21 protein-coding genes are annotated in these 20,607 nt (G+C 70.4%); 8 read left to right on the top strand and 13 right to left on the bottom strand.

Going from position 1 to position 20,607, the window contains the following annotated elements:
- Window positions 1-83 precede the first annotated feature (83 nt).
- Together ACFORO_RS38885 and ACFORO_RS38880 are read left to right on the top strand one after the other, a co-directional pair.
- A complete protein-coding gene (locus ACFORO_RS38885) occupies window positions 84-1,025 on the top strand; it encodes a LysR family transcriptional regulator (RefSeq protein WP_377871576.1) in 942 nt (313 codons plus the stop codon).
- Window positions 1,026-1,352: 327 nt separating this feature from the next.
- Entirely contained in the window at window positions 1,353-1,985 is a 633-nt protein-coding gene (locus ACFORO_RS38880) for an SRPBCC family protein (protein ID WP_377871577.1), read from the top strand.
- A 334-nt stretch (window positions 1,986-2,319) separates the two neighbouring features.
- Here ACFORO_RS38880 and ACFORO_RS38875 read toward each other — a convergent pair whose 3' ends face one another.
- From ACFORO_RS38875 to ACFORO_RS38840, 8 genes are all read right to left on the bottom strand, one after another.
- Complete coding sequence (locus ACFORO_RS38875) at window positions 2,320-2,748, bottom strand: MarR family winged helix-turn-helix transcriptional regulator (protein WP_354745664.1); 429 nt, start codon at window positions 2,746-2,748, stop codon at window positions 2,320-2,322.
- Entirely contained in the window at window positions 2,745-3,158 is a 414-nt protein-coding gene (locus ACFORO_RS38870; RefSeq protein ID WP_377871578.1) for an SRPBCC family protein, read from the bottom strand. The genes ACFORO_RS38875 and ACFORO_RS38870 overlap by 4 nt, the downstream gene beginning before the upstream one ends.
- A 76-nt stretch (window positions 3,159-3,234) precedes the next feature.
- The gene (locus tag ACFORO_RS38865) at window positions 3,235-3,873 is read right to left on the bottom strand and encodes an HD domain-containing protein (protein ID WP_377871579.1); all 639 of its coding nucleotides are present in this window, start codon (window positions 3,871-3,873) and stop codon (window positions 3,235-3,237) included.
- Window positions 3,874-3,975: 102 nt separating this feature from the next.
- Entirely contained in the window at window positions 3,976-4,929 is a 954-nt protein-coding gene (locus tag ACFORO_RS38860; RefSeq protein ID WP_377871580.1) for a GlxA family transcriptional regulator, read from the bottom strand.
- 33 nt (window positions 4,930-4,962) lie between these two features.
- Window positions 4,963-5,379: a hypothetical protein gene (locus tag ACFORO_RS38855; protein ID WP_377871581.1), complete on the bottom strand. Its 417-nt coding sequence runs from the start codon at window positions 5,377-5,379 to the stop codon at window positions 4,963-4,965.
- Window positions 5,380-5,400: 21 nt separating this feature from the next.
- Window positions 5,401-7,098: an APC family permease gene (locus ACFORO_RS38850; protein WP_377871582.1), complete on the bottom strand. Its 1,698-nt coding sequence runs from the start codon at window positions 7,096-7,098 to the stop codon at window positions 5,401-5,403.
- A 191-nt stretch (window positions 7,099-7,289) separates the two neighbouring features.
- Window positions 7,290-8,459 (bottom strand): iron-containing alcohol dehydrogenase family protein, encoded by a 1,170-nt coding sequence (locus ACFORO_RS38845; RefSeq protein WP_377871583.1) that lies wholly within the window; start codon window positions 8,457-8,459, stop codon window positions 7,290-7,292.
- Window positions 8,456-9,556 (bottom strand): mandelate racemase/muconate lactonizing enzyme family protein, encoded by a 1,101-nt coding sequence (locus ACFORO_RS38840; RefSeq protein WP_377871584.1) that lies wholly within the window; start codon window positions 9,554-9,556, stop codon window positions 8,456-8,458. The genes ACFORO_RS38845 and ACFORO_RS38840 overlap by 4 nt, the downstream gene beginning before the upstream one ends.
- Before the next feature lie 58 nt (window positions 9,557-9,614).
- On the opposite strand from ACFORO_RS38840, the gene ACFORO_RS38835 reads away from it, so the two are divergent.
- Complete coding sequence (locus ACFORO_RS38835; RefSeq protein WP_377871586.1) at window positions 9,615-10,415, top strand: IclR family transcriptional regulator; 801 nt, start codon at window positions 9,615-9,617, stop codon at window positions 10,413-10,415.
- 73 nt (window positions 10,416-10,488) lie between these two features.
- The gene (locus ACFORO_RS38830) at window positions 10,489-10,926 is read left to right on the top strand and encodes a hypothetical protein (RefSeq protein WP_377871587.1); all 438 of its coding nucleotides are present in this window, start codon (window positions 10,489-10,491) and stop codon (window positions 10,924-10,926) included.
- Between the two features lie 7 nt (window positions 10,927-10,933).
- Here the strand turns inward: ACFORO_RS38830 and ACFORO_RS38825 are convergent, their stop codons facing one another.
- The 5 genes from ACFORO_RS38825 to ACFORO_RS38805 are packed head-to-tail and all read right to left on the bottom strand — an operon-like array spanning window position 10,934 to window position 15,836.
- Window positions 10,934-12,052 carry an acyl-CoA dehydrogenase family protein gene (locus ACFORO_RS38825; protein ID WP_377871588.1) on the bottom strand — a complete coding sequence of 373 codons (1,119 nt, stop codon included), beginning with the start codon at window positions 12,050-12,052 and terminating at the stop codon, window positions 10,934-10,936.
- Between the two features lies 1 nt (window position 12,053).
- Window positions 12,054-12,851 carry an enoyl-CoA hydratase/isomerase family protein gene (locus tag ACFORO_RS38820; protein WP_377871589.1) on the bottom strand — a complete coding sequence of 266 codons (798 nt, stop codon included), beginning with the start codon at window positions 12,849-12,851 and terminating at the stop codon, window positions 12,054-12,056.
- Window positions 12,848-13,777: an acyl-CoA dehydrogenase family protein gene (locus ACFORO_RS38815; RefSeq protein WP_377871590.1), complete on the bottom strand. Its 930-nt coding sequence runs from the start codon at window positions 13,775-13,777 to the stop codon at window positions 12,848-12,850. Before ACFORO_RS38815 ends, ACFORO_RS38820 begins: the two co-directional genes overlap by 4 nt.
- A complete protein-coding gene (locus tag ACFORO_RS38810; RefSeq protein ID WP_377871591.1) occupies window positions 13,774-14,694 on the bottom strand; it encodes an acyl-CoA dehydrogenase family protein in 921 nt (306 codons plus the stop codon). Before ACFORO_RS38810 ends, ACFORO_RS38815 begins: the two co-directional genes overlap by 4 nt.
- Window positions 14,695-14,696: 2 nt before the next feature.
- Window positions 14,697-15,836, bottom strand: a complete 1,140-nt coding sequence (locus ACFORO_RS38805; RefSeq protein ID WP_377871592.1) for an acyl-CoA dehydrogenase family protein — start codon at window positions 15,834-15,836, stop codon at window positions 14,697-14,699.
- A 266-nt stretch (window positions 15,837-16,102) separates the two neighbouring features.
- Between ACFORO_RS38805 and ACFORO_RS38800 the strand changes: the two genes are divergently transcribed.
- From ACFORO_RS38800 to ACFORO_RS38785, 4 genes are read left to right on the top strand one after another with little or no spacing between them, the layout of a single operon-like run.
- Window positions 16,103-17,467, top strand: a complete 1,365-nt coding sequence (locus ACFORO_RS38800; protein WP_377871594.1) for an MFS transporter — start codon at window positions 16,103-16,105, stop codon at window positions 17,465-17,467.
- On the top strand, window positions 17,458-18,813 hold the full coding sequence (locus ACFORO_RS38795) for an amidase (RefSeq protein WP_377871595.1): 1,356 nt from the start codon (window positions 17,458-17,460) through the stop codon (window positions 18,811-18,813). Before ACFORO_RS38800 ends, ACFORO_RS38795 begins: the two co-directional genes overlap by 10 nt.
- Window positions 18,810-18,998: a hypothetical protein gene (locus tag ACFORO_RS38790; protein ID WP_377871596.1), complete on the top strand. Its 189-nt coding sequence runs from the start codon at window positions 18,810-18,812 to the stop codon at window positions 18,996-18,998. Before ACFORO_RS38795 ends, ACFORO_RS38790 begins: the two co-directional genes overlap by 4 nt.
- The gene (locus tag ACFORO_RS38785; protein WP_377871597.1) at window positions 18,983-20,506 is read left to right on the top strand and encodes a class I adenylate-forming enzyme family protein; all 1,524 of its coding nucleotides are present in this window, start codon (window positions 18,983-18,985) and stop codon (window positions 20,504-20,506) included. Before ACFORO_RS38790 ends, ACFORO_RS38785 begins: the two co-directional genes overlap by 16 nt.
- The last annotated feature ends 101 nt before the right edge of the window (window positions 20,507-20,607 follow it).

Here is a 20,607-nt window from a genome sequence, read left to right as displayed (position 1 = left end):
CGATGAGTACGCCCTCGATCTTGCTGAGCACGGCCGTGATGCCACAATGGGAACTTCGGCACGCAATCCTTGCCTGAACTGGAATGACCCTGGTGAACAGCCTGAACCCGGCGATCGACGCCAACCTCGCCGTCGCTTTGGACGCCCTGCTGACCGAGCAGAGCGTCACCCGCGCCGCCGCGCGCCTGCACACCTCGCCGGCCGCGATGAGCCGCACGCTCGCCCGGTTGCGACGCATCCTGCAGGACCCGCTGCTGGTCCGGGCCGGGCAAACCATGGTCCCCACTCCGCGCGCCCAGTCCCTGCGCGAGGAGGCCGCCGCCGTGGTGCACAGCCTGGGCGCGCTGCTCAGCCCCGGCACCGTCGTCGACCCCGCGACCCTGCGCTCCACCTTCACGATCCAAGCCGCCGACCTCGTCGGCGCGGCTCTGGCTGTCGGCCTCCTTCAGCTCACGCGAGAGGAAGCCCCCGGCATCTCCCTGCGAGTCCGAGCCGAGGAATGGGAAGCCGGTTCGGCCCTCCGAGACGGACGACTCGACCTCGAAGTCGGCTCCATCGACCACGTCGACCCCGAAACGCAAGTCGAAGAACTGCTCACCCTGCGCATGGTCGCCGCCGTCCGCCCCGGCCACCCCCTCGCTTCGGCCCCCTTGACCCCGACCCGGCTCGCTGCCGCCGACCACGTCGCGGTCAGCCGCCGCGGCCGGTTCACCGGCCCCCTCGACGCCGCACTGGCCGAACACGACCTCCGCCGCCGCGTCGTGATCGTCCTGCCGAGCCACCTGGCCGCGATGACGCTCGCCGCACGCAGCGACGTCGTCTGCCTGATCCCCGCGTCGCTCCCCGGCGAACCCCCGTCGCCGCTCACCGCCGACGCCACCGCACTCGGCCTGCGGCTTCTCGACATCCCGGTTCCGTTGCCCCCCTTGACGATCGGCATGGCGTGGCACCCGCGCCAATCCGTCGACGGGGCACACCGCTGGCTCCGCGACGCGGTGCGGCGGACGCTTCGCGCGCCCTGCTAGCCCAAGTCCGTGAGGGGAACCCTGAGGGACTCTGATTCCCTCAGGGTTCCCCTCACGGCTGTTGTCTCGGCTCGCGTTACCGCGGCGGGACGTCCACGCGGTTTCGACCGACCTGAGGGACGTCTTCCTTCAGACCTGACGCTTGCCCCGGTGTGCGGACCTGCCGTTGCCCGGCAGTTCGTCCACTGTGCTCATCCGCTCAGTCCCCGCCGCACCGATGCGGCGGTTAATGCCCTTCACTTTTTCTATTGACCTTCACCGAAACTGAGCTATAGGGTTTCACCACAGTTAATGGCATTAACACCACTCGGCAAGAGGAGCAGACCCATGCGCAGCACCGACCCGACCACCTCGCGAACCCTTCGCCGCCGCAGCCTGCGGACTGCCTTGCTCACAATCCCGCTGACCGCCGCCGTCCTCGGAGCCGCACCCGCTCAAGCCGCCGCCCCTGGCCCCGCTTCGCTGACCTGCCAAGGCAAAGGCGTCGACCAAGGTGCGAAAGCCCGTCACCGGGCCGAAATCCTCATCCACGCGCCGCTGCACACGATCTGGGACCTGCAGACCGACGTGGAAGCCTGGACGTCCTGGCAGAAACCCGCCGCCCCGATGACCGTGCGGCGGCTGGATCCTGGCCCGCTGCGCAAGCATTCGCGGTTCCAGGCGACCGTCGACGTGCCCACGGCTCCCCCGAGCACAGTGGTCATCAGCTCCACCGTCCAGCAACTCCAGCGCGGCAAGTGCCTCCGCTGGACCGGCCCCGCCGACAGCGCCGGGTACCACATCGACGGCGTCCACGTCTGGACCTTCGCCCCCGTCCGCGGCGGCATCCTCGTCCGCACCGAGGAAAGCCACTCCGGAGCCCAAGCCGACCCGTCCTCCGACATGGGCCTCGAAACCTGGCTCGCCGACCTCAAAACCGCCGCCGAAACCAGCACCTGCGACGGGCCACGCCAGCACTGAGCCGCCGTGGGCGCACGGCTCGAGACCGCGGCCCGGCGTCCGACCGGCCTGGCGGCGGGCTGGGCAGACACCACCGCCCTGGCCCGCCCGCAGCGCCGCCACCGGTCGGCACAGTCCCGAGCAGAACGCCCTCCGCCCGCACCGCACCCAGACGACGACCAAGTCGCCCCAGCAGCTCACACCGCACCCAGGCAACGGCCAACTCATCCCAGCGGATCACTCCGCACCCAGACGACGGCCAAGTCGCCCAGCGGATCACACCGCCCCCAGTCAACGGTCTAACAACCCCAGCAGCCCACACCGCAGCCAGACGACAACCAAGCCACCCAGCAGATCACTCCGCGTCCAGCACCGACCGCAACGTCCGCAGCAGCGGCGCGGCCTCGGCGCCGAACATCTCCGCGTCCACCCGCTCCACCGCGGTCACCGCCTGGCCTGCCAGGTCGCGGCCCTTTTCGGTCAGCCGCACCAGTTTCGCGCGCGTGTCGCCGGAGTCGACCGTCCGCGTCACCAGTCCGGCCGTCTCCAGCCGGGCGATCACCTGGGACGTCATCTTGATGTCGGTGCCCGCCCGCGCGGCGAGTTCCTGCTGCCGCGGCGGTGCGCCGTGCGTTTCCATCCACCAGCAGCACGCGAGCAACACGAACTGCACGTGCGTGAGGCCCAGCGGTTCGAGCGTCTGCCGGATTCGCCGCTGCCACGCCAAAGTCACGTGCCACAGCAGGAAACCCGGGCTGTCCCCCGGGCCCGCGAACCGCGTCATCGCGCGGACCGCTCCGCGCTCGCCAGCAAATCGCTCATGGCGACCGGGAAGTCCTCGCTGATCTGCGGCCCGAGTTCCGGCCCCGCCTCCCCCTCGATCTCCAGACGATGCGTGACGCGCGTGCCGCCGTCCGCGAGCGGGGCCAGCGTGTGCCGGAACCGCAGCACCACCTCGCCGAAGCGCGTTTCGTCCTCGTAGACCTCGTTTTCGGTCAACTCCGTGATGCGCGAACGGAACGTGTCCTGCCCTTGCGGGGTGACCGACAGCTCGGTCCCTTTCTCGAACGGTCCGTGCAGTTCGAACCGGTCGCTGCGCTCGCTCAGCGGCGTTCCGCTGTGCAGGGCCCGCAACGCCGCCCACACCGCGTCCGGGCTCGCCGAGGTTTCCGCGCTGTAGTCAGTGGTCCACATGATCCGTCCTCCCAGTTAGTCTGCGCAGAGATTATCTGCGCGCAGACTAACTGGCAAGCCCGAGCCGCGCGGCCCCTCACTCCGGCCAAGCACTCCCCTTGATCATCTCCACGAAGTCCGTCCGCTCGAACCCTGGATCGAAATAGGCGAGCACGTCGTCGTTCATGGTGCCGAACGTCGTCTCCGGACGGTCGGCCATCCCGTCCCGGAACGCGCGCAGGATGCGGTTCTTGAAGTCCGGCCGCGGATGCGCCGCGACGACCTCCGTGCGCTGGTCGCCGTCGATCTCGGCCAGGCCGAGGCCGAGCACGTCGGTTTCCACGCCCAGCGTCACCACCGCCACCTCCGGGGCCAGCCGCAGCGGGATGTCCGGCGTCGTGTGCAGGGCGATCGCGAGCCAGACGTTCCGGGCGTCCTCCTCCGAACGGCCGTGGTCGAGGAGGAACGTCCGGGCGGCCTCGGCGCCGTCGAGTTCGAAGCGGCGGTCGGAGGTCGCGTACCCGTCGGTGAGCCCCAGGTCGTGGAACAGCCCGCCGACGTACGCGAGTTCCGGATCCACCGTCAGCCCGCGCGCCGCGGCTTTCAGCGAACCCCACAGGAACACGCGCCGCGAATGGTGGAACAACGTCTCGTCGGCGACGTCGCGCACCAGCGCCGTCGCCTCGCGCACCAGCGCGGTATCCGGAATCTCGATCCCGGCGATCACTTCGGGCACCACAGACCTCCTCGGGAAATGGGGCTTAGCCCGAGTCTCGCCCGGCGAAGTCCGCGTTCCCACTGCGAAAACCGACCACGTGCCCACAGATCCGGACAGGGGTCAGGAGACCGTGGTCTCGAAGCGGGCACGGTACTGGCTCGGCGAAATCCCCAGGCGCGCCACGAAGACGCGCCGCATCGTCTCGGAGCTGCCGAATCCGGAGGCACGGGCGGTTTCCGCGACGCCGTGCCCCGCGCCGAGGAGGGATTTCGCGTGATCCAGCCGCACCTGCTCGACATACTTCGCCGGCGTCGTGTCCAGTTCGCTCGCGAACAGCCGCGCGAGATGCCGGGCGCTGACACCCGCCCGCGATGCCATCGCGGACGCGCTGTGGTCGAGCGCGGGCTGCGCCGAAACCAGGTCGGTCACCTCACGCAGCGTCGGCGTGCTCGGCCGCGGCATCCGCAACGGCGCGGAGAACTGCGACTGGCCGCCCGGCCGTTGCATGAACATCACGAGACCGCGCGCGACGGTGCGCGCGAGATCGGGGCCGTGGTCCTGTTCGACCAGAGCGAGCGCCAGGTCGATGCCCGCGGACACTCCCGCCGAGGTGAAAATGTCGCCGTCCCGCACGAAAAGCGCGTCGGGAAGCACTTCGACGTCCGGGTGCGCACGAGCGAGCCGGGCCGCGTGCCGCCAATGCGTGGTGGCGCGCCGTCCGGACAGCACGCCCGCCGCGGCCAGCGCGAAGGAACCGGTGCAGATCGACACCAGCCGACCAGCACGCGGCGCGATCTCCCGGATCGCGGCGACCAGACCGGCCGGCACGCCGTGCTCCACCAGCCCGTCCCCGCCGGCCACCACGACGACATCCGGATCCGGCGTCTCGGCGACCGGCCCGTCCACCGGCAGCCGGACGCCCACCGACGTCGCCACCGGCGCTCCCGACGGCGACCGATAGCTGATCGAGTACCCGGCCCCGGCCAGATTCGCCTCGGCGAACACCTCGGCGGGCCCGGTCACGTCGAGCATCTTCACGCCGTCGAACACGACGAAAACCACGCTCGCGCCCATGATCCGACCTCCGCGGCCCAGCATGGCAGACCGTCAGGCGGACGCGAACCGGAGCACCGCCGCGTCGTACTGGGCGCGAGCGAACCGGAACGGCCCGAACCCGCGGTAATCCCGCTCCGGACGACGCGGCTGCCCGAAAGAATCCCAGACGACATCGTCCTCGGTCACGGTAATGCGCGCCAGCAGCGGCCAGCAGCCCTCGCTCCCGCACGAACAAGCGAGGAGCAGGCTTTTGCCCTCCTCCGCGGCGAGGCCGTGGAAGTGATCGGTCTTCGTGCCGCGGAAGCAGTCCTGGGGCAGACCGCCGTAAGCATCCCCGGCCGGGGACATGCCTTCCGCGAGTTCGAACCGGTCGATCAGTTCGGTCAGCGCGACGTCGTCGACGTACGGCACCAAGACCGGGCCGCCTGTCAGGGAGGGCGGATGAAACTCGAAGCGAAGCGTGGCCACCGCCCGGATTATCCCCGCACCTCACGCCGGGGTTTCGTCCGCCTCCCTCCGCTCAGCCAAGATCTCCGTCACCCGCTCGCTGGGCAGCGCGCTCCGCAGCGCCAGCGCCATCACGATCGCGGTCAGCACCAGCGACGCCACCGCGCCCAGCGAAAAGTCCAGGACGCCGAGGTTCCCGGCATGGCTGGACGCCTCCGGATACGTGCCGAGGTAGCTGATCACCGCGAGCCCGGCGAACCACACCAGCACCCACCAGCCGTGCCGGAAGTCCATGCGCGGGGTGCGCTTCGAGAAAGTCTGGTTCGCCGCCAGCAAGAGGTACCCGAAGACGATCACCACGAACAGCTTCCAGTTCGTGTCCCAGCCGGTCCAGTAGATGATCAGGTTGGTGGAGAACAGCGCCAGGAACGCGACGGCCCCGGTCGTGCCGCGGCCGAGCCGGAACGGGCGGTCGTGGCCGGGCAGTTGCTTGCGCATCGCGAGCAGCACCAGCGGCCCGGAACCGAACGAGAGCACCGTGCTGTTCGTGACGAACGAAACCAGCTGGCTCCACCCGGGGAACGGCAGGAAGAAGAAGCAGCCGACGGCGAACGCCAGGATCAGGCTGACCCACGGCACGCCCGCGGAGTTCACCTTCGACAGCCCGGACGGCGCGTTCCCGTTGCGCCCCATGGCATACGAGATGCGCGCGGTGACGCCGGTGTAGATCAACCCGGTGTCGCCGGGCGAGATGATCGCGTCGGCGTACAGCAGCGCGGCGAGCCAGCCGATGCCGAGCACGGTCGAGATCGCGGCGAGCGGGCCGAACGTGGCCAGCACGTCGCCGCCCGCGGTGAAGTTCGCGCCGACGTGTTCCCAGCCCTGTTTGGCGATCGCGTCCGACGGGACCGCGCCGATGAACGCGATCTGCAGCAGCACGTACAGGATCCCGGTGAGCACCACCGAACCGATGAGCGTCAGCGGCACGGTGCGTTTCGGGTTGGCCGTTTCCCCCGCCAGCTCGACGCCTTGCCGGAACCCGAAGAACGAGAACGCGATCCCGGCGCTCGCGACCGCGGAGAAGATCCCGTGCGTCCCGTACGGGGCGAACCCGCCGAAGCCCGCGAAATGATCAGTGTGGAAAGCTGTCACCAAGAATACCACGATCACCAGCGCGATGACCGCGAGTTTCCACCACACGAGCACGTTGTTGATCCGGGAGAACCAGCGCACGCCGAAGAAATTCACCAGCACGAAGAACGCCAGCAACGCGACCGAGATCCCGGTGCCCGCCGGGGTGAGCACGGCGTTGCGGTCCGCGTCGAGCCTTTCCAGCCAGGGCACGTAGTTCGTGGCGTACTGGACGACCGCGAGCACCTCGATCGGCGAGACCGCGGCCGCCGCGATCCAGGTGACCCAGCCCATCGAGAAGCTCGCGAACGATCCGTACGAATAGTGCGGGTACCGCGCGACGCCGCCCGAATGCGGGAACATCGTGCCCAATTCCGCGTAGGTCATCCCGATCAGGACGAACATGACCGCGCCGATCACCCACGACACGATCGCCGCGGGCCCGGCGAGCTGCGCCGCCTTGAGCGCGCCGAAGAGCCATCCGGACCCGATGATCGACCCCACCGCCGTGAACAGCAGCCCGATCGGGCCGAAATGCTTCTTGAGCCGTTTGTCGTCCCCCGCCACGGCCGCCGGGGCCTGCTGTTCGGTCGTTCCGGCTTTGTCCACGGCGCGGCCTCCTGCCGGGTCGGCTGGTCCGCTTCCACTGTCCTCCCGCGGCGGCGCGCGCAGAATAAGCGGACATAAGATCGTTACCTAGTGCACCGGTTCGGCGCAGGGCCGCGATCCTGCTCGGTTTGCCGTTGCGGCACAACGGTATTCGCGAGCTATGTCCGACATTGCCGGTTTCGTGCGCCGGGCTACCAGCTCGCGCGGAGAATGCCGGTCACGTCCGCCGCCGAGACCTCGCGCGGGGTGTTGGCCAGTACGCCGTCCGCCAGGGTGTCGGCCACCAGGTCCGGCAGATCTCCTTCGCTGATGCCGAATTCGCGCAACCGGCCGGCCAGTCGCACGTCCGCGACCAGCCGTTCGACCGCCGCGATCGCCGCGTCCGCGTTGTGCGCGAACGATTTCCGCGCATCGGCGACGCCCAGCGGTTCCGCCAATCGCGCCAGGCGTTCTTCCCGCACCGCGCGGTTGAACCGCAGGCATTCGCCCAGCACCAAAGCCAACGCCTGGCCGTGCGGCAGGTCGAACCGGCCGCCCAGCGAGTGCCCGACGCCGTGCACCACGCCGAGTCCGGTCGTCCGCATCGCCAAGCCAGCCGTGTGCGCGGCCAGCATCAGATTCGCCCGCGCCGCCAGATCTCCGCCGTCGGAAACCGCGCGACGCAGGTTTTCCGCGACCAGCCGGACGGCTTGCAGGTCCAGACCATCCGCCCACGGATTCGGCCGGGCGGAGAGAAATGACTCCACCGCATGGGTCAGGCAGTCGATTCCGGCGGCGGCGGTCGCGCGAGGCGGCAGGCTCAGCGTGAGCGCCGGGTCGAGAAGTGCATACCGGGCAAGGCAAGTCGGGCCGCCCAAGTAGCACTTGCGCTGCCGCACGGGGTCCGTGATGACGCCGAGGTCGTTGCATTCCGAACCGGTGCCGGACGTGGTCGGGATCGCCACGATCGGCAACGCGGGCGCCAAATCCGGTGAATCCTCGGTGCTCCAGCCCAGTTCGGTCGCCGGACGGTCGTTGACCGCGGCGAGCGCGATCGCCTTCGCAGCGTCCAAAGCGGACCCGCCGCCCAGCGAGATCACCGCTTGCGCACCTGCGGCACGCACGAAGGCGCCGCCCGCGTCGACGTCGTCGGTGGTCGGATTCGGATGCACTTCGGAGAAAACCTCGACCGCCAAACCGTCTTGCCGCAATAACTCTGACGTCTGCTCTGGCAGCGGAGTCGCGACCAGTCCGCGGTCACTGACCAGCACGACTTTCCGCACACCGATAGTCCGGACCAATCGCGGCAACTGCTCGACAGCACCGGCGGCGAAGGTGGCAGCCGGATAAGGCCCGATTTCGATGGCCGGGATCTCGGTCATGACTTCCTCCCGAACCGTTCCTCGTCGACAGCGACGCCCAGCCCCGGCGCGGACGGCACGTGCAGCAGGCCGTCGGCGTCGATGTCCAGCGGGGCGGCGAGCAGGAAGTCGCGCCGCTGCGGCGTCCACACCGGTGGGTCGTAAGGGAATTCCAGATACGGTCCCCCGCCGACGCCCGCGGTCACGTGCAGGTTCGCGAGCAGGCCGAGGCCGTTCGACCAGGTATGCGGCGTGAAAAGCCGGTTGCGCGCCAGCACCAGTTCGGCGAGCGTGCGGGCGCGGAGCATTCCGGCGGCGAGCGCGACGTCCGGCTGGTAGACGTCGAGCGCGTCGGATTCCACCAGGTCCAGCAGCTCTCGGAAGGTCCGGACCATTTCTCCCCCGGCGACGCGAATCCCGGTGTCCCGCACCGCGCGCAGGCCGGGCCGGTCGTCCAGCGGCAGCGGTTCTTCGAGCCAGAACACGTCCAGCTCGCGCAGCGCCTCCGCGAACCGCCGGACCGCTGCCGGGTCGAGCGAGGGCCGCACGTCGCCCGGCATCCGCCACGCCTGGTTCAGGTCGGCCATCAGGGTCATCTCCGGCCCGACTGCCTCGCGGACCGCTCGCATGGTGCGGATTCCACCGGCGAAATCGTCCGCGGCCAGCCGGATCTTCGCCGCCCGGAACCCTTCGTCGCGGATCCCGGCCATCACCTCGGCCCGCTGTTCGGCGGGCAGGATCCGGCCGGTCGACGCGTACGCCGGGATCGCGTCCGCCGCGCCGCCGAACAGCGTCGCGACCGGGACGCCGAGCACCTTCCCGATGACGTCCCACAGCGCGATCTCCAGCGGCCAGTAGCGCCCGGCGTGGAACGCGATGGTCTCGAGCGCCCGCACGTGCCTGCTGATCGCCATCGGATCGTGGCCGAGGAACAGCTCCGCGTACGGCTCGAAGCCGGCCATCGTGTCGCCGGAGCCGTAGCCGGCCACGCCCTCGTCGGTCACGACCTTGACCACCGTCGCGTCGAACCGCGTGCGCGGCACCGGATCCCAGGCGGCGTCGAACGGCGGATCGAGCGGCAGCGTCCCGGGCAGCAGCTGGATGTCGGCGATCTTCACTCTCCGGACGGTAACCCCGGATTGACGCTCGCCCAATCGTTGTTGCACAGTCCTCAACATGGCGAACCAGCGCACCTACGGTTCGGGTCTGGTCCGCGACGTCGACCTGCTCGAAGTCCTCGCACTGCCGGAAGCGCGCGACGGGCTCGGCGTGTCCCGCGTCGCCGAACTGTCCGGCCGGGACAAGGCACAGGTCTCGCGAGCCCTCGCGACGCTCGCCGACGCCGGTCTGGTGTCGCGCGACGAACACACCCGCGCGTACCGGCCGGGCTGGCGGCTGTTCGCGTTGGCCACCCACGCCACCGAAACGCACCTCGCGCACCTGGCCGCGCCCTTTCTGCGCGCGATCGTGGCGCGGCTGAACGAAACGACGCATTTGTGCGTTCTGCGCGCCAGCCAGGTGTTCACCCTCCGGAGCGAACTCGCGTCCCACGCTTTTCGCGGACTCGGCTGGGAAGGCGTCGGCGTCGACCCGTTCACGACCTCACCCGGACGGGTGTTATTGAGCGAATGGGACGAGGAAACCGTCGGCCAATGGTGGCGGACCTTCGCCGGCGCCGCCGCGCACCCGCTCCCCGATCTCCCCGGCGTCGCCGAGGAACTGCCGCCGCTCACGCTCGAGGCGCTGACCGCGAAGCTGGCCGGGATCCGGAAACGCGGCTACGAAACGGTGGACGAGGAGTTCGAGCCAGGATTGGTCGGCGTGTCCGCGCCCGTGTACGGCTTCCGCGGCGACATTGTCGCGGCAGTCAACGTGTCCGCCCCGAAATCGCGCCTCGGCGGCCGACTGCCCGCGGCGGGCCGCTTCACCCGCACTGTCGCCGACCGGATTTCCGCCGCACTCGGCGCCCCTCGCTGAACCGCGATCTGCAGGGCCCCAGACCGTTCATTTATGCTTCGCCAAATCGTCGTTTTCCCGGCAGGTGGTCGCCATGTACGAAATCCCGCCCACTGCGGCCATGCAACGCTGGTCGGTCTCGGTAGACGGGTCCAGTGCGATCTTCGCCTGCGCGCCGTGGCTCGAAGACCACACTGCCGACCGGGTGCTGCCGCGCGTGTGGCCGGGCCGCGGACTGGGCGTCAGCGACACCGACGCCGCCGGTTTCGCCGCCGCGATCGCCGAGACGATGAAGGCCCCGAACTACTGGATCGCCAGCCACGCCGCGGCGCGCGCCTGGCAGGACCAGCCGTGGTCCCCCGCCCGCCGCGACCAGGACGACGGGTTTGTGTACTTCGCGGGACCGTGCGGGGACGGGGGTGTCGCGGTGGGGTATCGCCCGGCTTATCACTTGCCGCTCGCGCTGCGGGATCTGCGGGGGCTGCGGATCCGGCTGGCGTCCTACCTGCGCGGGGCGCGCGTTCTGAGCTGAGGCTCCCTCAAGCCGACAGCCCGAACTCCTGCCGCGCGATCAACCCCCGCATCACCTCCGTCGTGCCGCCGCCGATCGTCTCCAGGATCGACTGCCGCCACAAAAACTCCGTATCCGTCCCGGCGACCACCGCCTCCGCCCCGCCGAACTCCACCCCAGCGCGGGCGATGTCCTGCGCCAGCACCGTGCCCGCCAGCTTGTGATACGCCGCCGGAACAGCGGCCGGTTCACCCCGGATCACCTCGCCCAGCAGGGCCAGCGCCAGCGCGTCCACCTCCGCGAGCCGCACCGCCAGCTCACCGACGCTCCGCCGCACCACCGGATCGTCGGCGACCCCGGCCGAGTCGAGCGCAGCCATCAGGTCGTGCAGATCCCGTCGCAACCGCTTCGGCGGGAACTGCACATGCCGCTCCACCGCGAGCGCCGAAGCGACGACCTGCCAGCCCTCGTTCTCCGCACCCACCCGATCGGCGACCGGGACCCGCACCCCGTCGAACCGGACCTCGTTCAGCCGTCCGCCGTCCAGGGTCGGGATCGGCGACACGGTGATCCCGGGGCTGTCCAGCGGGACGATCAGCACGCTCAGTCCGCGAGAGCGACTGTCCGGCGCCCCGGTCCGGCACAGCAGCCAAATGCAGTCCGACCAGTGCGCGTTGGACGTCCAGCACTTCGCCCCGTCGACCACGTAATGGTCGCCCTCGCGACGAGCCTTCGTGCGCACCGCGGCGAGGTCGGAGCCCGCGTCGGGTTCGGAGTAGCCGAGGCAGAAGTTGAGCCGACCGCGTCGCAGGTCGGCGAGGTACCGCTCGCGCTGTGCGTCGGTGCCGTGCGTCATCAGGGCTTTGGCCACCAGGCCCGGCCCCATCGGCGGGCGCGCCACCCGTGCGTAGGCCATCTCGTCCCAAAGGATGAACTCATACGCGGGCGAACGGCCACCGCCGCCGAACTCGGTCGGCCAGGACAGCGACAGCCAGCCCCGGTCGCCCAGCGCGCGGTAGACCCGGCGGACGCCGTCCGCGGTGTTCTTGCCGCGGTGGAAGTACCCGTCGGTGTCCCGGTATTCCCACAGGAACTCGAGGACCTCCGCGCGGAACGCCTCTTCTTCAGCGGTGAAGCCGAAATCCATCTCACTGCTCCCCGGTTGTCCAGTTGGGCTCGCGGCCCTCGGCGAACGCGCGCGGGCCTTCCTTCGCGTCCGGGTGCGCCCAGTGCATGCGCAGCAGCGACCAGCCGTACTCGCACGCCTGCCCGTAGCCCATCTCCAGCGAATTCCAGACCGCCTGCTTCGACAGCGACACCGCCTCCGGCGAGTTCCGCGCGATCGCCTGCGCCATTTCCTCGGCGTCGGCCATCAGGTCCTCCGAAGCGGACAGTTCGTCGACGAGTCCGAGCTGGTACGCGCGCTGGGCGGGCATCCGGTAGCTCTTGCCCATCAGCGTCATGCGCAGCGCCGAACCGAGCGGAAGCCGTTTCGCCAGGCCGATGTTCTCCATCGCGCCGACGAGACCGACGTTGACGTGGGTGTCCATGAAGGCCGCGTGGTCGGCCGCCAGCACGATGTCCGCGTCGACGACGAAGTGCAGCCCGGCCCCGGCGACCAGCCCGTTCACCGCGCTGATCACCGGTTTCCACACCCGGTTCTGCCGCGGCGACCAGAACACCTCGTCGGTCAGCGGCCCGTTGCCGGTGCTCATCCCGCCGCGCCCGGCGACCGCGTGCACGTCGGCCCCGGTGCAGAAATGCCGCTCCCCCGCGCCGATCACGATCGCCGCGCGGATCCACGGGTCGTCGCGGACCTCGGCCCACATCTCGCGGATCACCGGCATCATCGACCCGGTCAGCGAGTTGCCCCGGTGCGGGCGGTTGAGCGTGATGCAGGCGACGTGGTCGCGCTTTTCGAACAGCACCTCGGGCGCGTCGCTCATCGTTCCTGGCCTTTCCGGCGGTACTTCGCCGCTACCTTGTCCGCGCACCCCGGCCGCAGTGCCTGGTGCCTGATCCGCTGCGAAAGCGGCCCGATCGGTCCCTCCACCGAGTACCCGATCGCGCCGAACGTCTGGTGCGCGACTTCCGCCGCCTCGACCGCCGCACGTCCGCCCGAACACCGCGCCGCGGCCGCCAGCGCGGTCCCGTCGGGATGTTCGTCGTCGAGCGCCAGTGCCGCCATCGTGGTGAGTTTTTCCGCCGAGGTAAGCGAAAGCCCGGCATTCACGAGAGGATGCGCGACCGCCTGGAAGGTCCCGATCGGACGTCCGAATTGGACTCTCGTGCGCGCGTGTTCGACAGCGAGGTCAAGCAACCGCCGTCCCGCACCGCTCAAGTACGCGGCCGCCGCGATGTCCGAGAGCGCCGTCGCCGTCTCGACGCGTTCCAACGGCTGACCTCGCGTCAGCGCAACCCGACCCCACTGCTCTCCGCCCAGCACTTCAACCGGCTCGACCGAACCAGCCTCGGCGAGCCAGGCACCAGCGCCGTCCGTCTCAACGAAAACGCCCGCCACGGGAGCCCACGGCAGCAAGGGCGGCGCGCCGACCGAGGCCACGCAACTCCCGTCCGCGACCTGGGCCGACAGCTCCGGCGGCAGCGCGTGCGCAGCGAACACCGTGGCGGCCAACGGCCCAGGCGCGGCAGCCCGGCCCAGCTCCGCGCAGGCGGCCGCGATGTCACCCGCTCCGCCGCCTTCGCCCGGCACAGCCAGCGAAAGCACTCCGAGCGAGGCCAGCCCGCGCCAGAACTCCGCCGGAAACGCACCGGAGCGCCAGACCTCGTCCGGACAGTGCGTCCGGCAGAAACTCCGGACCACCTCGGCGAGCGCCCGCTGCTCCTCGGTGGGCGTCAACGCGACGCTCATGCCGTCGCCCACCGTGCTTCGGCGGCGGCCCGGCTCGGCGTCCGCCAGCTGCCCAGTTCCGCGCGCAATGCCTGCAACCGCAGCGTCCACAGGTGCAGGTCGTGTTCGGCGGTCAGCCCGATCGCGCCCATGATCTGGTGGGTTTCCCTGGTCACGCGGCCGAGCGCGGACATCGTGTGCGTCGCGGCGACCGCGGCGGCTTCGGCGGGAGCCCCGGCGAACGCGGCCTCGTAAACCAGCCAGCGCGCGCCCTCGACCAGCACGTTCACCTCGGCCAGCCGGTGCTGCAGCGCCTGGAACGAACCGAGCGAGCGGCGGAACACCTTGCGGTCCTTGGCGTAGGCGACCGCGATGGCGGCGCCCCGGCGCATCATGCCGACAGCCTCCGCGGAGACGCCGACCCGCCACCAGTTCACCATCGTCGCGGAGCTCCCGGGCGACAGCTCTTCGCGACCCGCGAAAACCGCCCGGGCGAGCGGATAGCCGTAAGCTGACGGAACCCGTTCAGCCGCACCGGAATCGAGGTCGGCGGCGAAACACCGGTCGCCGTCAGCGAGGAGCATCCGTGTCGCCTCGCCGCCGTAACGCACCGGACCCGGGTCGCCCGCCGCGAGCACCACGGGCCCGGCCGGACGGTCGAGCCCGAGCGCGGGCAACACCAGCAGGTGCGGCACCGCACTGACCGCGCCGAGCTCGGCGGCGATCGCCTCCACCGCCAGGGTCGCGTCGAGCGGGCCGGCGTCCTCCGCGGCGAACAGGTCGAGAAAACCGTCGCGCCGCAACGCTTCTTCGAGGTTCCAGTCGTATTCGCCGCGAGCGGCCAGCGCACGGCTGCGTTCCGGTCCGGCGTGCCGGGCCAGCAGGGCGCCCAGCGCGTCGAGCACCGCGCGCTGGGTCGAAGTCGGTTCGAAATCCACGGCTAGTCCTTCGGCAGTTCGAGGATGAGACGGCTGATCAGGTTGAGCTGCACCTCGTAGCTGCCCGCGGCGATGCCCGCGCCGAGCGAGTTGCGGAACTGCGCGTCGCCCAGCGCTCCTTCGACGAGCGCTTCGCTGCCCAGCACGTCGAGCGCGAGGTCGCCCACCGCGCGTTCGGCCTGCACCATCGCGGCACGGGCCTGATACGCCATCGGCGAGGGCTCCTTCGCCTTCGCCCGCTCGTCGATCACCCGGTACACCAGCACGCGCGCCGCCTCGCACGCTGCCCGCGCGCGGCCGAACTGCTCCTGGATCCCCGGGTCGGCGAGCCGCCCGGACGCGCCGACCTCGGCGGCCAGCCGGTCCAGCACCAGCGCCGCCCGCGCGTACCGGGGCGCGCCGACGCGTTCGTAGGCGAGGGTGCGCCGGACGATCTCCCACCCCTTGTTCTCCTCCCCCAGCAGGCAGTCCGCCGGAATCCGGGCGTCGGTCAGGAAGAGCTCGTTGAAGGAATGATCGCCCACGAACCCGGGGATGCGCCGGACCTCGGCCCCCGGGGTGTTCAGCGGGAGCAGGAAGACCGAGATGCCGTCCCGCCCGTCGGCGGCCGATCCGGTGCGTGCGAGCAGGAAGCAGTAGTCGGCGACGTTGGCGTAGGACGTCCAGATCTTCTGTCCGTTGAGGACGTAGCTGTCGCCGTCGCGCACCGCCTTCGTCCGCAGCGCGGCCAGGTCGGTGCCCGCCTCGGGTTCGGAGAAGCCCTGGCACCAGAAGACCTCGCCGCGCGCGATCGGCGGCAGCAGCAAGCGCTGCTGGTCCTCGGTGCCGTACTTGATGATCGCCGGCCCGACCCAGTTGACGTTCATGTACTGCGGCCCGCGCGGCTCCCCGCGCCGCCACATCTCCTCGCCGAGCACGAAATGCTGCCACGCGCCCTGCCCGCCGCCGCCGTACTCGCGCGGCCAGTGCGGCGTCAGCCAGCCCTTTTCGGCCAGCCTGCCGACGAATCCGCGTGAAAAATCGCTGTAGACGGCGCTGCCGAGGCCGGTCTCGGACCGGTCCCATCCCGCCAGCTCGCGGTCGAGGAAGTCCCCCAGCTCGCGCCGGAACGCGACGTCGGCCTGATCCCACGCGAACTCCATCAGCGTCCCTCCGGCCCGCGGCGGCCCAGGCTTTCGTCCAGTCGGTGCACGTCGCCGACTCCTTCCACCTCGTTCGATGAATAAAGGATACTCAATTAGCTCTACTCCGCAACCATGCGCGAACCCCGAAGCTCTCTCGCCGCACTAAAATCGCCGGTCATAGCGGCGGTAACGGAATCGCATCCGGATCGCGCACCCCTTGCACTCCGGCCGCCTATCAGTATCCTCAACTCGGTCGCCCACCGCCCCCATTCCCGGAGGTCCCGATGGTCTCGCCAGAACCCCAGCCGCCCGCCCCCGGCAGCGGCGCCGCGTCCCCCGAACTGCGCAAGGTGACGATGTCCAGCCTGCTGGGCACCGTGATCGAGTACTACGACTTCCTGATCTACAGCTCGATCGCCGCCCTCGTGTTCGGGCCGCTGTTCTTCCCGTCGCTGAACTCCTCGACGTCCACCATCGCCGCGTTCGGCACGCTCGCCGCCGGGTATGTCGCGCGTCCGCTCGGCGGGCTCGTGTTCGGCCACTTCGGCGACAAGCTCGGCCGCAAGTCGATGCTGATGGTGACCATGACCCTGATGGGCGCGGCCAGCTTCCTCATCGGCGTGCTGCCGACCTACAGCTCGATCGGCATCGCCGCGCCGCTGCTGCTCGTGTTCCTCCGCGTGGTGCAAGGGATCGCTGTCGGCGGCGAATGGGGCGGCGCGGCGCTGATGGTCGTCGAGCACGCGAGCGCGCGCCGGCGCGGCCTGTGGGCGGGCATCATGCAGCTCGGGTCGCCGCTGGGGTCGTTCCTGGCGACGCTCGTGTTCGCGCTGGTGAGCCTGCTGCCGAAACCCGCGCTGTTCTCGTGGGGCTGGCGGCTGCCGTTCCTGCTGAGCGCGCTGCTGCTGATGATCGGCCTGTACGTGCGGCTGCGGGTGTCGGAGAGCCCGGTCTTCCGCGAGCAGGCGGCCAAGTCAGGCGACAAGAAGCCCGCCGTGCCGGTGCTGCAGGTGCTGCGCCGCCCGCGTGCGCTCATCCTCGCTTGCGCGGCCGGGATCGGGCCGTTCGCGCTCACCGCGCTGGTCAGCTCGCACAGCATCGCCTACGCCAAAACCCTCGGCTACGACGTGTCCGACGTCGCCCGCGCACTCCTGTTCGTCGCGGGCGTCGGGATCATCTGCATTCCGACATTCTCGGCGTGGTCGGACCGCGTAGGACGGCGGACAGTGAGCCTGATCGGCGCGGTCGGCACGATCCTCTACGCGCTTCCGTTGTACGCCATGGTCACCAGCGGCTCGGTGCTGTGGCTGACGCTCGGTCTGATGGGCGCGCAGGTGCTGCAGAACCTCATGTACGCGCCGCTCGCGCCGATGCTGTCGGAGATGTTCGGCACCGAGGTGCGCTACACCGGGGTCTCGCTGGGATACCAGCTGGCGAGCCTGCTCGGCGCCGGGTTCACGCCGCTGATCGCGAGCAGCCTCGTCGCCGCGTTCGGTGGGTCGAGCCTGCCGCTGAGCGCCATCGCGGGCGTCGGGGCGGTCGTCACCATCGTGGCGATCTGGCGGATCTCGGAGACCCGCGGCAGCGACCTCACCGCGTCGTCCGAGGCGGACTCCCCTGCCGCCGAACCGGCCGCTCGATGGTCCTGAGCATCGCCGAAGCCGCGGTGGCTCTCCGGACCGGGAGGACCACCGCGGTGGCGTTGGCCGAATCCTCGTTTGCCGCCGCCAACGAGCATGACGCCACGCTGGGCATCTACCTCTCGCGATTCGACGGACCCGCTCGGGCCGCCGCGGAACGGGCGGACGCTGAGCTGGCGGCTGGCCTCGATCGCGGTCCATTGCACGGGATTCCGTTGGCAGTAAAGGATCTCCTCGCCACCGACGAGGGCGAGACGACCGCGCAGAGCCAGGTGCTCGATCGCGCGTGGGGTCGCCGCGGCGACGGACCGGCGGTCGCGCGGCTGCGCGCTGCCGGTGCGGTGCTCACCGGGAAGACGACCACCATGGAGTTCGGGATCGGCGCGCCGGACCGGACGAAGCCGTTCCCGCTCCCGCGCAACCCGTGGCGTCCCACGCACTACACCGGCGGCTCCAGCTCCGGCAGCGCGAGCGCGGTCGCCGCGGGCCTGGTGTTCGGCAGTCTCGGCACCGACACCGCGGGCAGCATCCGGTACCCCGCCGCGCTGTGCGGGGTCACCGGGCTGAAGCCGACGTACGGCCGGGTGCCGAAGAACGGCTGCGTCCCGCTCGCGCCCGGCTTCGACCACGTCGGCCCGCTCGCCCGCAGCGCCGAGGACTGCGCGATCCTGCTGACCGCGCTCGCCGGTGCCGATCGCGGCGATCCGTCTTCGGTCGACCGGCCTTTCGAGGACTTCCGCGGCGGGCTGACCGATTCGCTGGCCGGTGTGCGGATCGGAGTGGTTGCGGCCCGAGGCTCTGCTTTCGAGCAGGCGGTAGCTGTCCTTCGCGACGCGGGCGCGCGCACGAGGCCGGTCGAACTGCCGTACTACGCGGAACTGAAGACGGTGACCAAGTTCGGTCTCGCGGCGGAGGCTTTCGCTTGGCACCGAACGAATCTCCAGCGCCGGTGGTCCGATTACGGTGCTTCCACGCGGATGGCGATCGCGAAGGGCGCGCTGGTCTCCGCCGCTGATTACGTGCGACTGCAGCGGATCCGACGGGCTGGGCAACGGAAGCTCGCACAGCTGTTCACCGAAGTCGATCTGGTGGTGATGCCGACCGCCACCGGCGGTGCCCCCGAGATCGCTGCGCTGAGCACGTCCGGGATGGCCGAAACCGCGCTCACCTCCTACTGGAACGCCGTCGGCAATCCGGCGCTGTCGGTCCCAATGGGCTTCACCGACGACGGCCTGCCGCTCGGCCTGCAGATCGCCGGACGGCCGTTCGACGAGGCCACCCTGCTCGCCGCCGGGCACGCCTACCAGCAGCGAACCAGCTGGCACCACCAGACACCGGCGGAGCGCGTCCGATGACCGTCGCGGCCCTGCTCGCCGCGGCCGGGCTCTCCCCGGCTCCCGCCGAGATCGCCCAGCTCGAGGCCGATTACCCCGGCTGGGCTGCCGAGCTGTCCGCGTTGGACGAGGCACTATACGAGGAGCCCGCCCCGATCTTCCGGGCGGAGCCCGAGAAGGAGGAACGACCGTGGGCAACGACCTGACGCTGCCGAGCTGGCTGCGGACGATCGGCGGCCAACCGCACGGCGCGCACCGGCGCGCCCTGGCCGACGAGCACGGCGAACTCACCTTCGCCGAACTGGTCGCCGCGATGGACGCGACCGCCGCCGGGCTGCGCGAGTCCGGGGCCAAGCCGGGCGACCGGATCGTCACCGCGATGGAGCCGTCGATCCCGCACACCGTCGCGATCCTCGGCGCGCTCGCCGCAGGAATGGTGGCCGCGCCGCTGAACATCCGGCTGACCGCGCCGGAAGCCCGCGCGTACCTCAGCGCGCTCGAACCGACCGCGCTGGTCGCCGACCCGACGTACGCGCCGCTCGCCCGGGAAACCGGGTACCGCGTCATCGAACTTCCCTCGGCGAACCAGCCCGTACCGACCGCCGAACGGCTGGCCCCGCTGCACAATCCCGGCGACAACGAGGCCGCCCCGGACGAGGACGACTTCGCGATCATCTTCGGCACCGGCGGTACTACCGGCAGCCCGAAGGGCGCGGTCCACACTCACCGCAGCCTGTGGTTGTGGCTGAACACCTGCGCCCACGGCAATCCGCGGATCCCGTCGGACGTCGAGCTGTTCTTCTCGCCGTTCTTCCACATCACGCTCGGCACGAACCTGCTGACGCCGCTGTTCGCCGGTGGCGAGGTCTGGATCCACCGGCGGTTCGATCCCGCGGCCGCGCTCGCCGCGATCGACCAGGGCGCCAGCAGGCTGATGGGCGCGCCGACGATGTTCGCCGCCCTGCGCGCCCGGCCCGAGTACGCGTCGACGCGGCGGGAGAACGTCACCGCGATCCGGTTCGGCTCCGCCCCATCTACCGGCGATTTCGTGCAAGACCTGCTGCGCGACTTCCCGAACGCCCGCATCCGAGCCGGTTTCGGCGCGACCGAATTCGGCTCGGTGATGGGCTTCGACCACGACGACCTGCTGGCCGGACGGTTCGCCGGAGTCGGCAGGCCGCTGCCGGGCGCGACCGTGCGCATCCTCGACGCCGACGGCCGCGAAGCCGCGCCGGGCGTCGTCGGCGATCTGGTGGTTTCGTGTCCGTGGCAGACGCACGGTTACTACGGCCTCGCTTCCGAAACCGCCGCGACGTTCCAGGCCGACGGTGTCCACATTGGAGACCTCGCGTCGCGGAGCGAGGACGGCTGGGTGACCATCGCGGGCCGCCGCAAGGAAATGATCATCAGCGGCGGGGAGAACGTCTACCCGCGCGAGGTGGAGGAGGTCGTGCTCCGGCACCCGGATGTCGCCGACGCGATCGTGTACGGGGTGCCGGACGAGCACTGGGGAGAACGGGTGGAGGCGAGCGTCGTCGCGGCTGCGGGCCGGACTGTGGAACCGGCCGCGCTGCGGGAGTACTGCCGCGCGGAACTGGCGGGGTACAAGATCCCGAAGACTGTCCGGTTGATCGCCGCGGTGCCGCTCACCGCGAACAACAAACCGGACCGCCGACGGGCCCGCGCCGACGCTCTCGCCGCCCGGCGGGGTTGAAGCTCGGCACCTTCCGTGAGGGGAACCCTGAGGGACTCAGAGTCAATGCCAGGAACTTAGGCTGCTCTGGGTTGTGCTGTCGTGGTGGGTGCGGTGGCTGG

The organism is Amycolatopsis halotolerans (assembly GCF_042647905.1).
Classification (GTDB): domain Bacteria; phylum Actinomycetota; class Actinomycetes; order Mycobacteriales; family Pseudonocardiaceae; genus Amycolatopsis; species Amycolatopsis halotolerans.
Note: the sequence above shows the minus strand (reverse complement) of the source record. Positions and strands in the feature narration are given on the sequence as shown.

What these genes read in the sequence shown, in the direction of transcription:
- ACFORO_RS38885 (WP_377871576.1), top strand. Translation starts at nt 84, where the DNA reads ATGACCCTGGTGAACAGCCTGAACCCGGCGATCGACGCCAACCTCGCC.
- ACFORO_RS38880 (WP_377871577.1), top strand. Translation starts at nt 1,353, where the DNA reads ATGCGCAGCACCGACCCGACCACCTCGCGAACCCTTCGCCGCCGCAGC.
- ACFORO_RS38875 (WP_354745664.1), bottom strand. Translation starts at nt 2,748, where the DNA reads ATGACGCGGTTCGCGGGCCCGGGGGACAGCCCGGGTTTCCTGCTGTGG.
- ACFORO_RS38870 (WP_377871578.1), bottom strand. Translation starts at nt 3,158, where the DNA reads ATGTGGACCACTGACTACAGCGCGGAAACCTCGGCGAGCCCGGACGCG.
- ACFORO_RS38860 (WP_377871580.1), bottom strand. Translation starts at nt 4,929, where the DNA reads ATGGGCGCGAGCGTGGTTTTCGTCGTGTTCGACGGCGTGAAGATGCTC.
- ACFORO_RS38845 (WP_377871583.1), bottom strand. Translation starts at nt 8,459, where the DNA reads ATGACCGAGATCCCGGCCATCGAAATCGGGCCTTATCCGGCTGCCACC.
- ACFORO_RS38835 (WP_377871586.1), top strand. Translation starts at nt 9,615, where the DNA reads ATGGCGAACCAGCGCACCTACGGTTCGGGTCTGGTCCGCGACGTCGAC.
- ACFORO_RS38830 (WP_377871587.1), top strand. Translation starts at nt 10,489, where the DNA reads ATGTACGAAATCCCGCCCACTGCGGCCATGCAACGCTGGTCGGTCTCG.
- ACFORO_RS38825 (WP_377871588.1), bottom strand. Translation starts at nt 12,052, where the DNA reads ATGGATTTCGGCTTCACCGCTGAAGAAGAGGCGTTCCGCGCGGAGGTC.
- ACFORO_RS38820 (WP_377871589.1), bottom strand. Translation starts at nt 12,851, where the DNA reads ATGAGCGACGCGCCCGAGGTGCTGTTCGAAAAGCGCGACCACGTCGCC.
- ACFORO_RS38815 (WP_377871590.1), bottom strand. Translation starts at nt 13,777, where the DNA reads ATGAGCGTCGCGTTGACGCCCACCGAGGAGCAGCGGGCGCTCGCCGAG.
- ACFORO_RS38805 (WP_377871592.1), bottom strand. Translation starts at nt 15,836, where the DNA reads ATGGAGTTCGCGTGGGATCAGGCCGACGTCGCGTTCCGGCGCGAGCTG.
- ACFORO_RS38800 (WP_377871594.1), top strand. Translation starts at nt 16,103, where the DNA reads ATGGTCTCGCCAGAACCCCAGCCGCCCGCCCCCGGCAGCGGCGCCGCG.
- ACFORO_RS38795 (WP_377871595.1), top strand. Translation starts at nt 17,458, where the DNA reads ATGGTCCTGAGCATCGCCGAAGCCGCGGTGGCTCTCCGGACCGGGAGG.
- ACFORO_RS38790 (WP_377871596.1), top strand. Translation starts at nt 18,810, where the DNA reads ATGACCGTCGCGGCCCTGCTCGCCGCGGCCGGGCTCTCCCCGGCTCCC.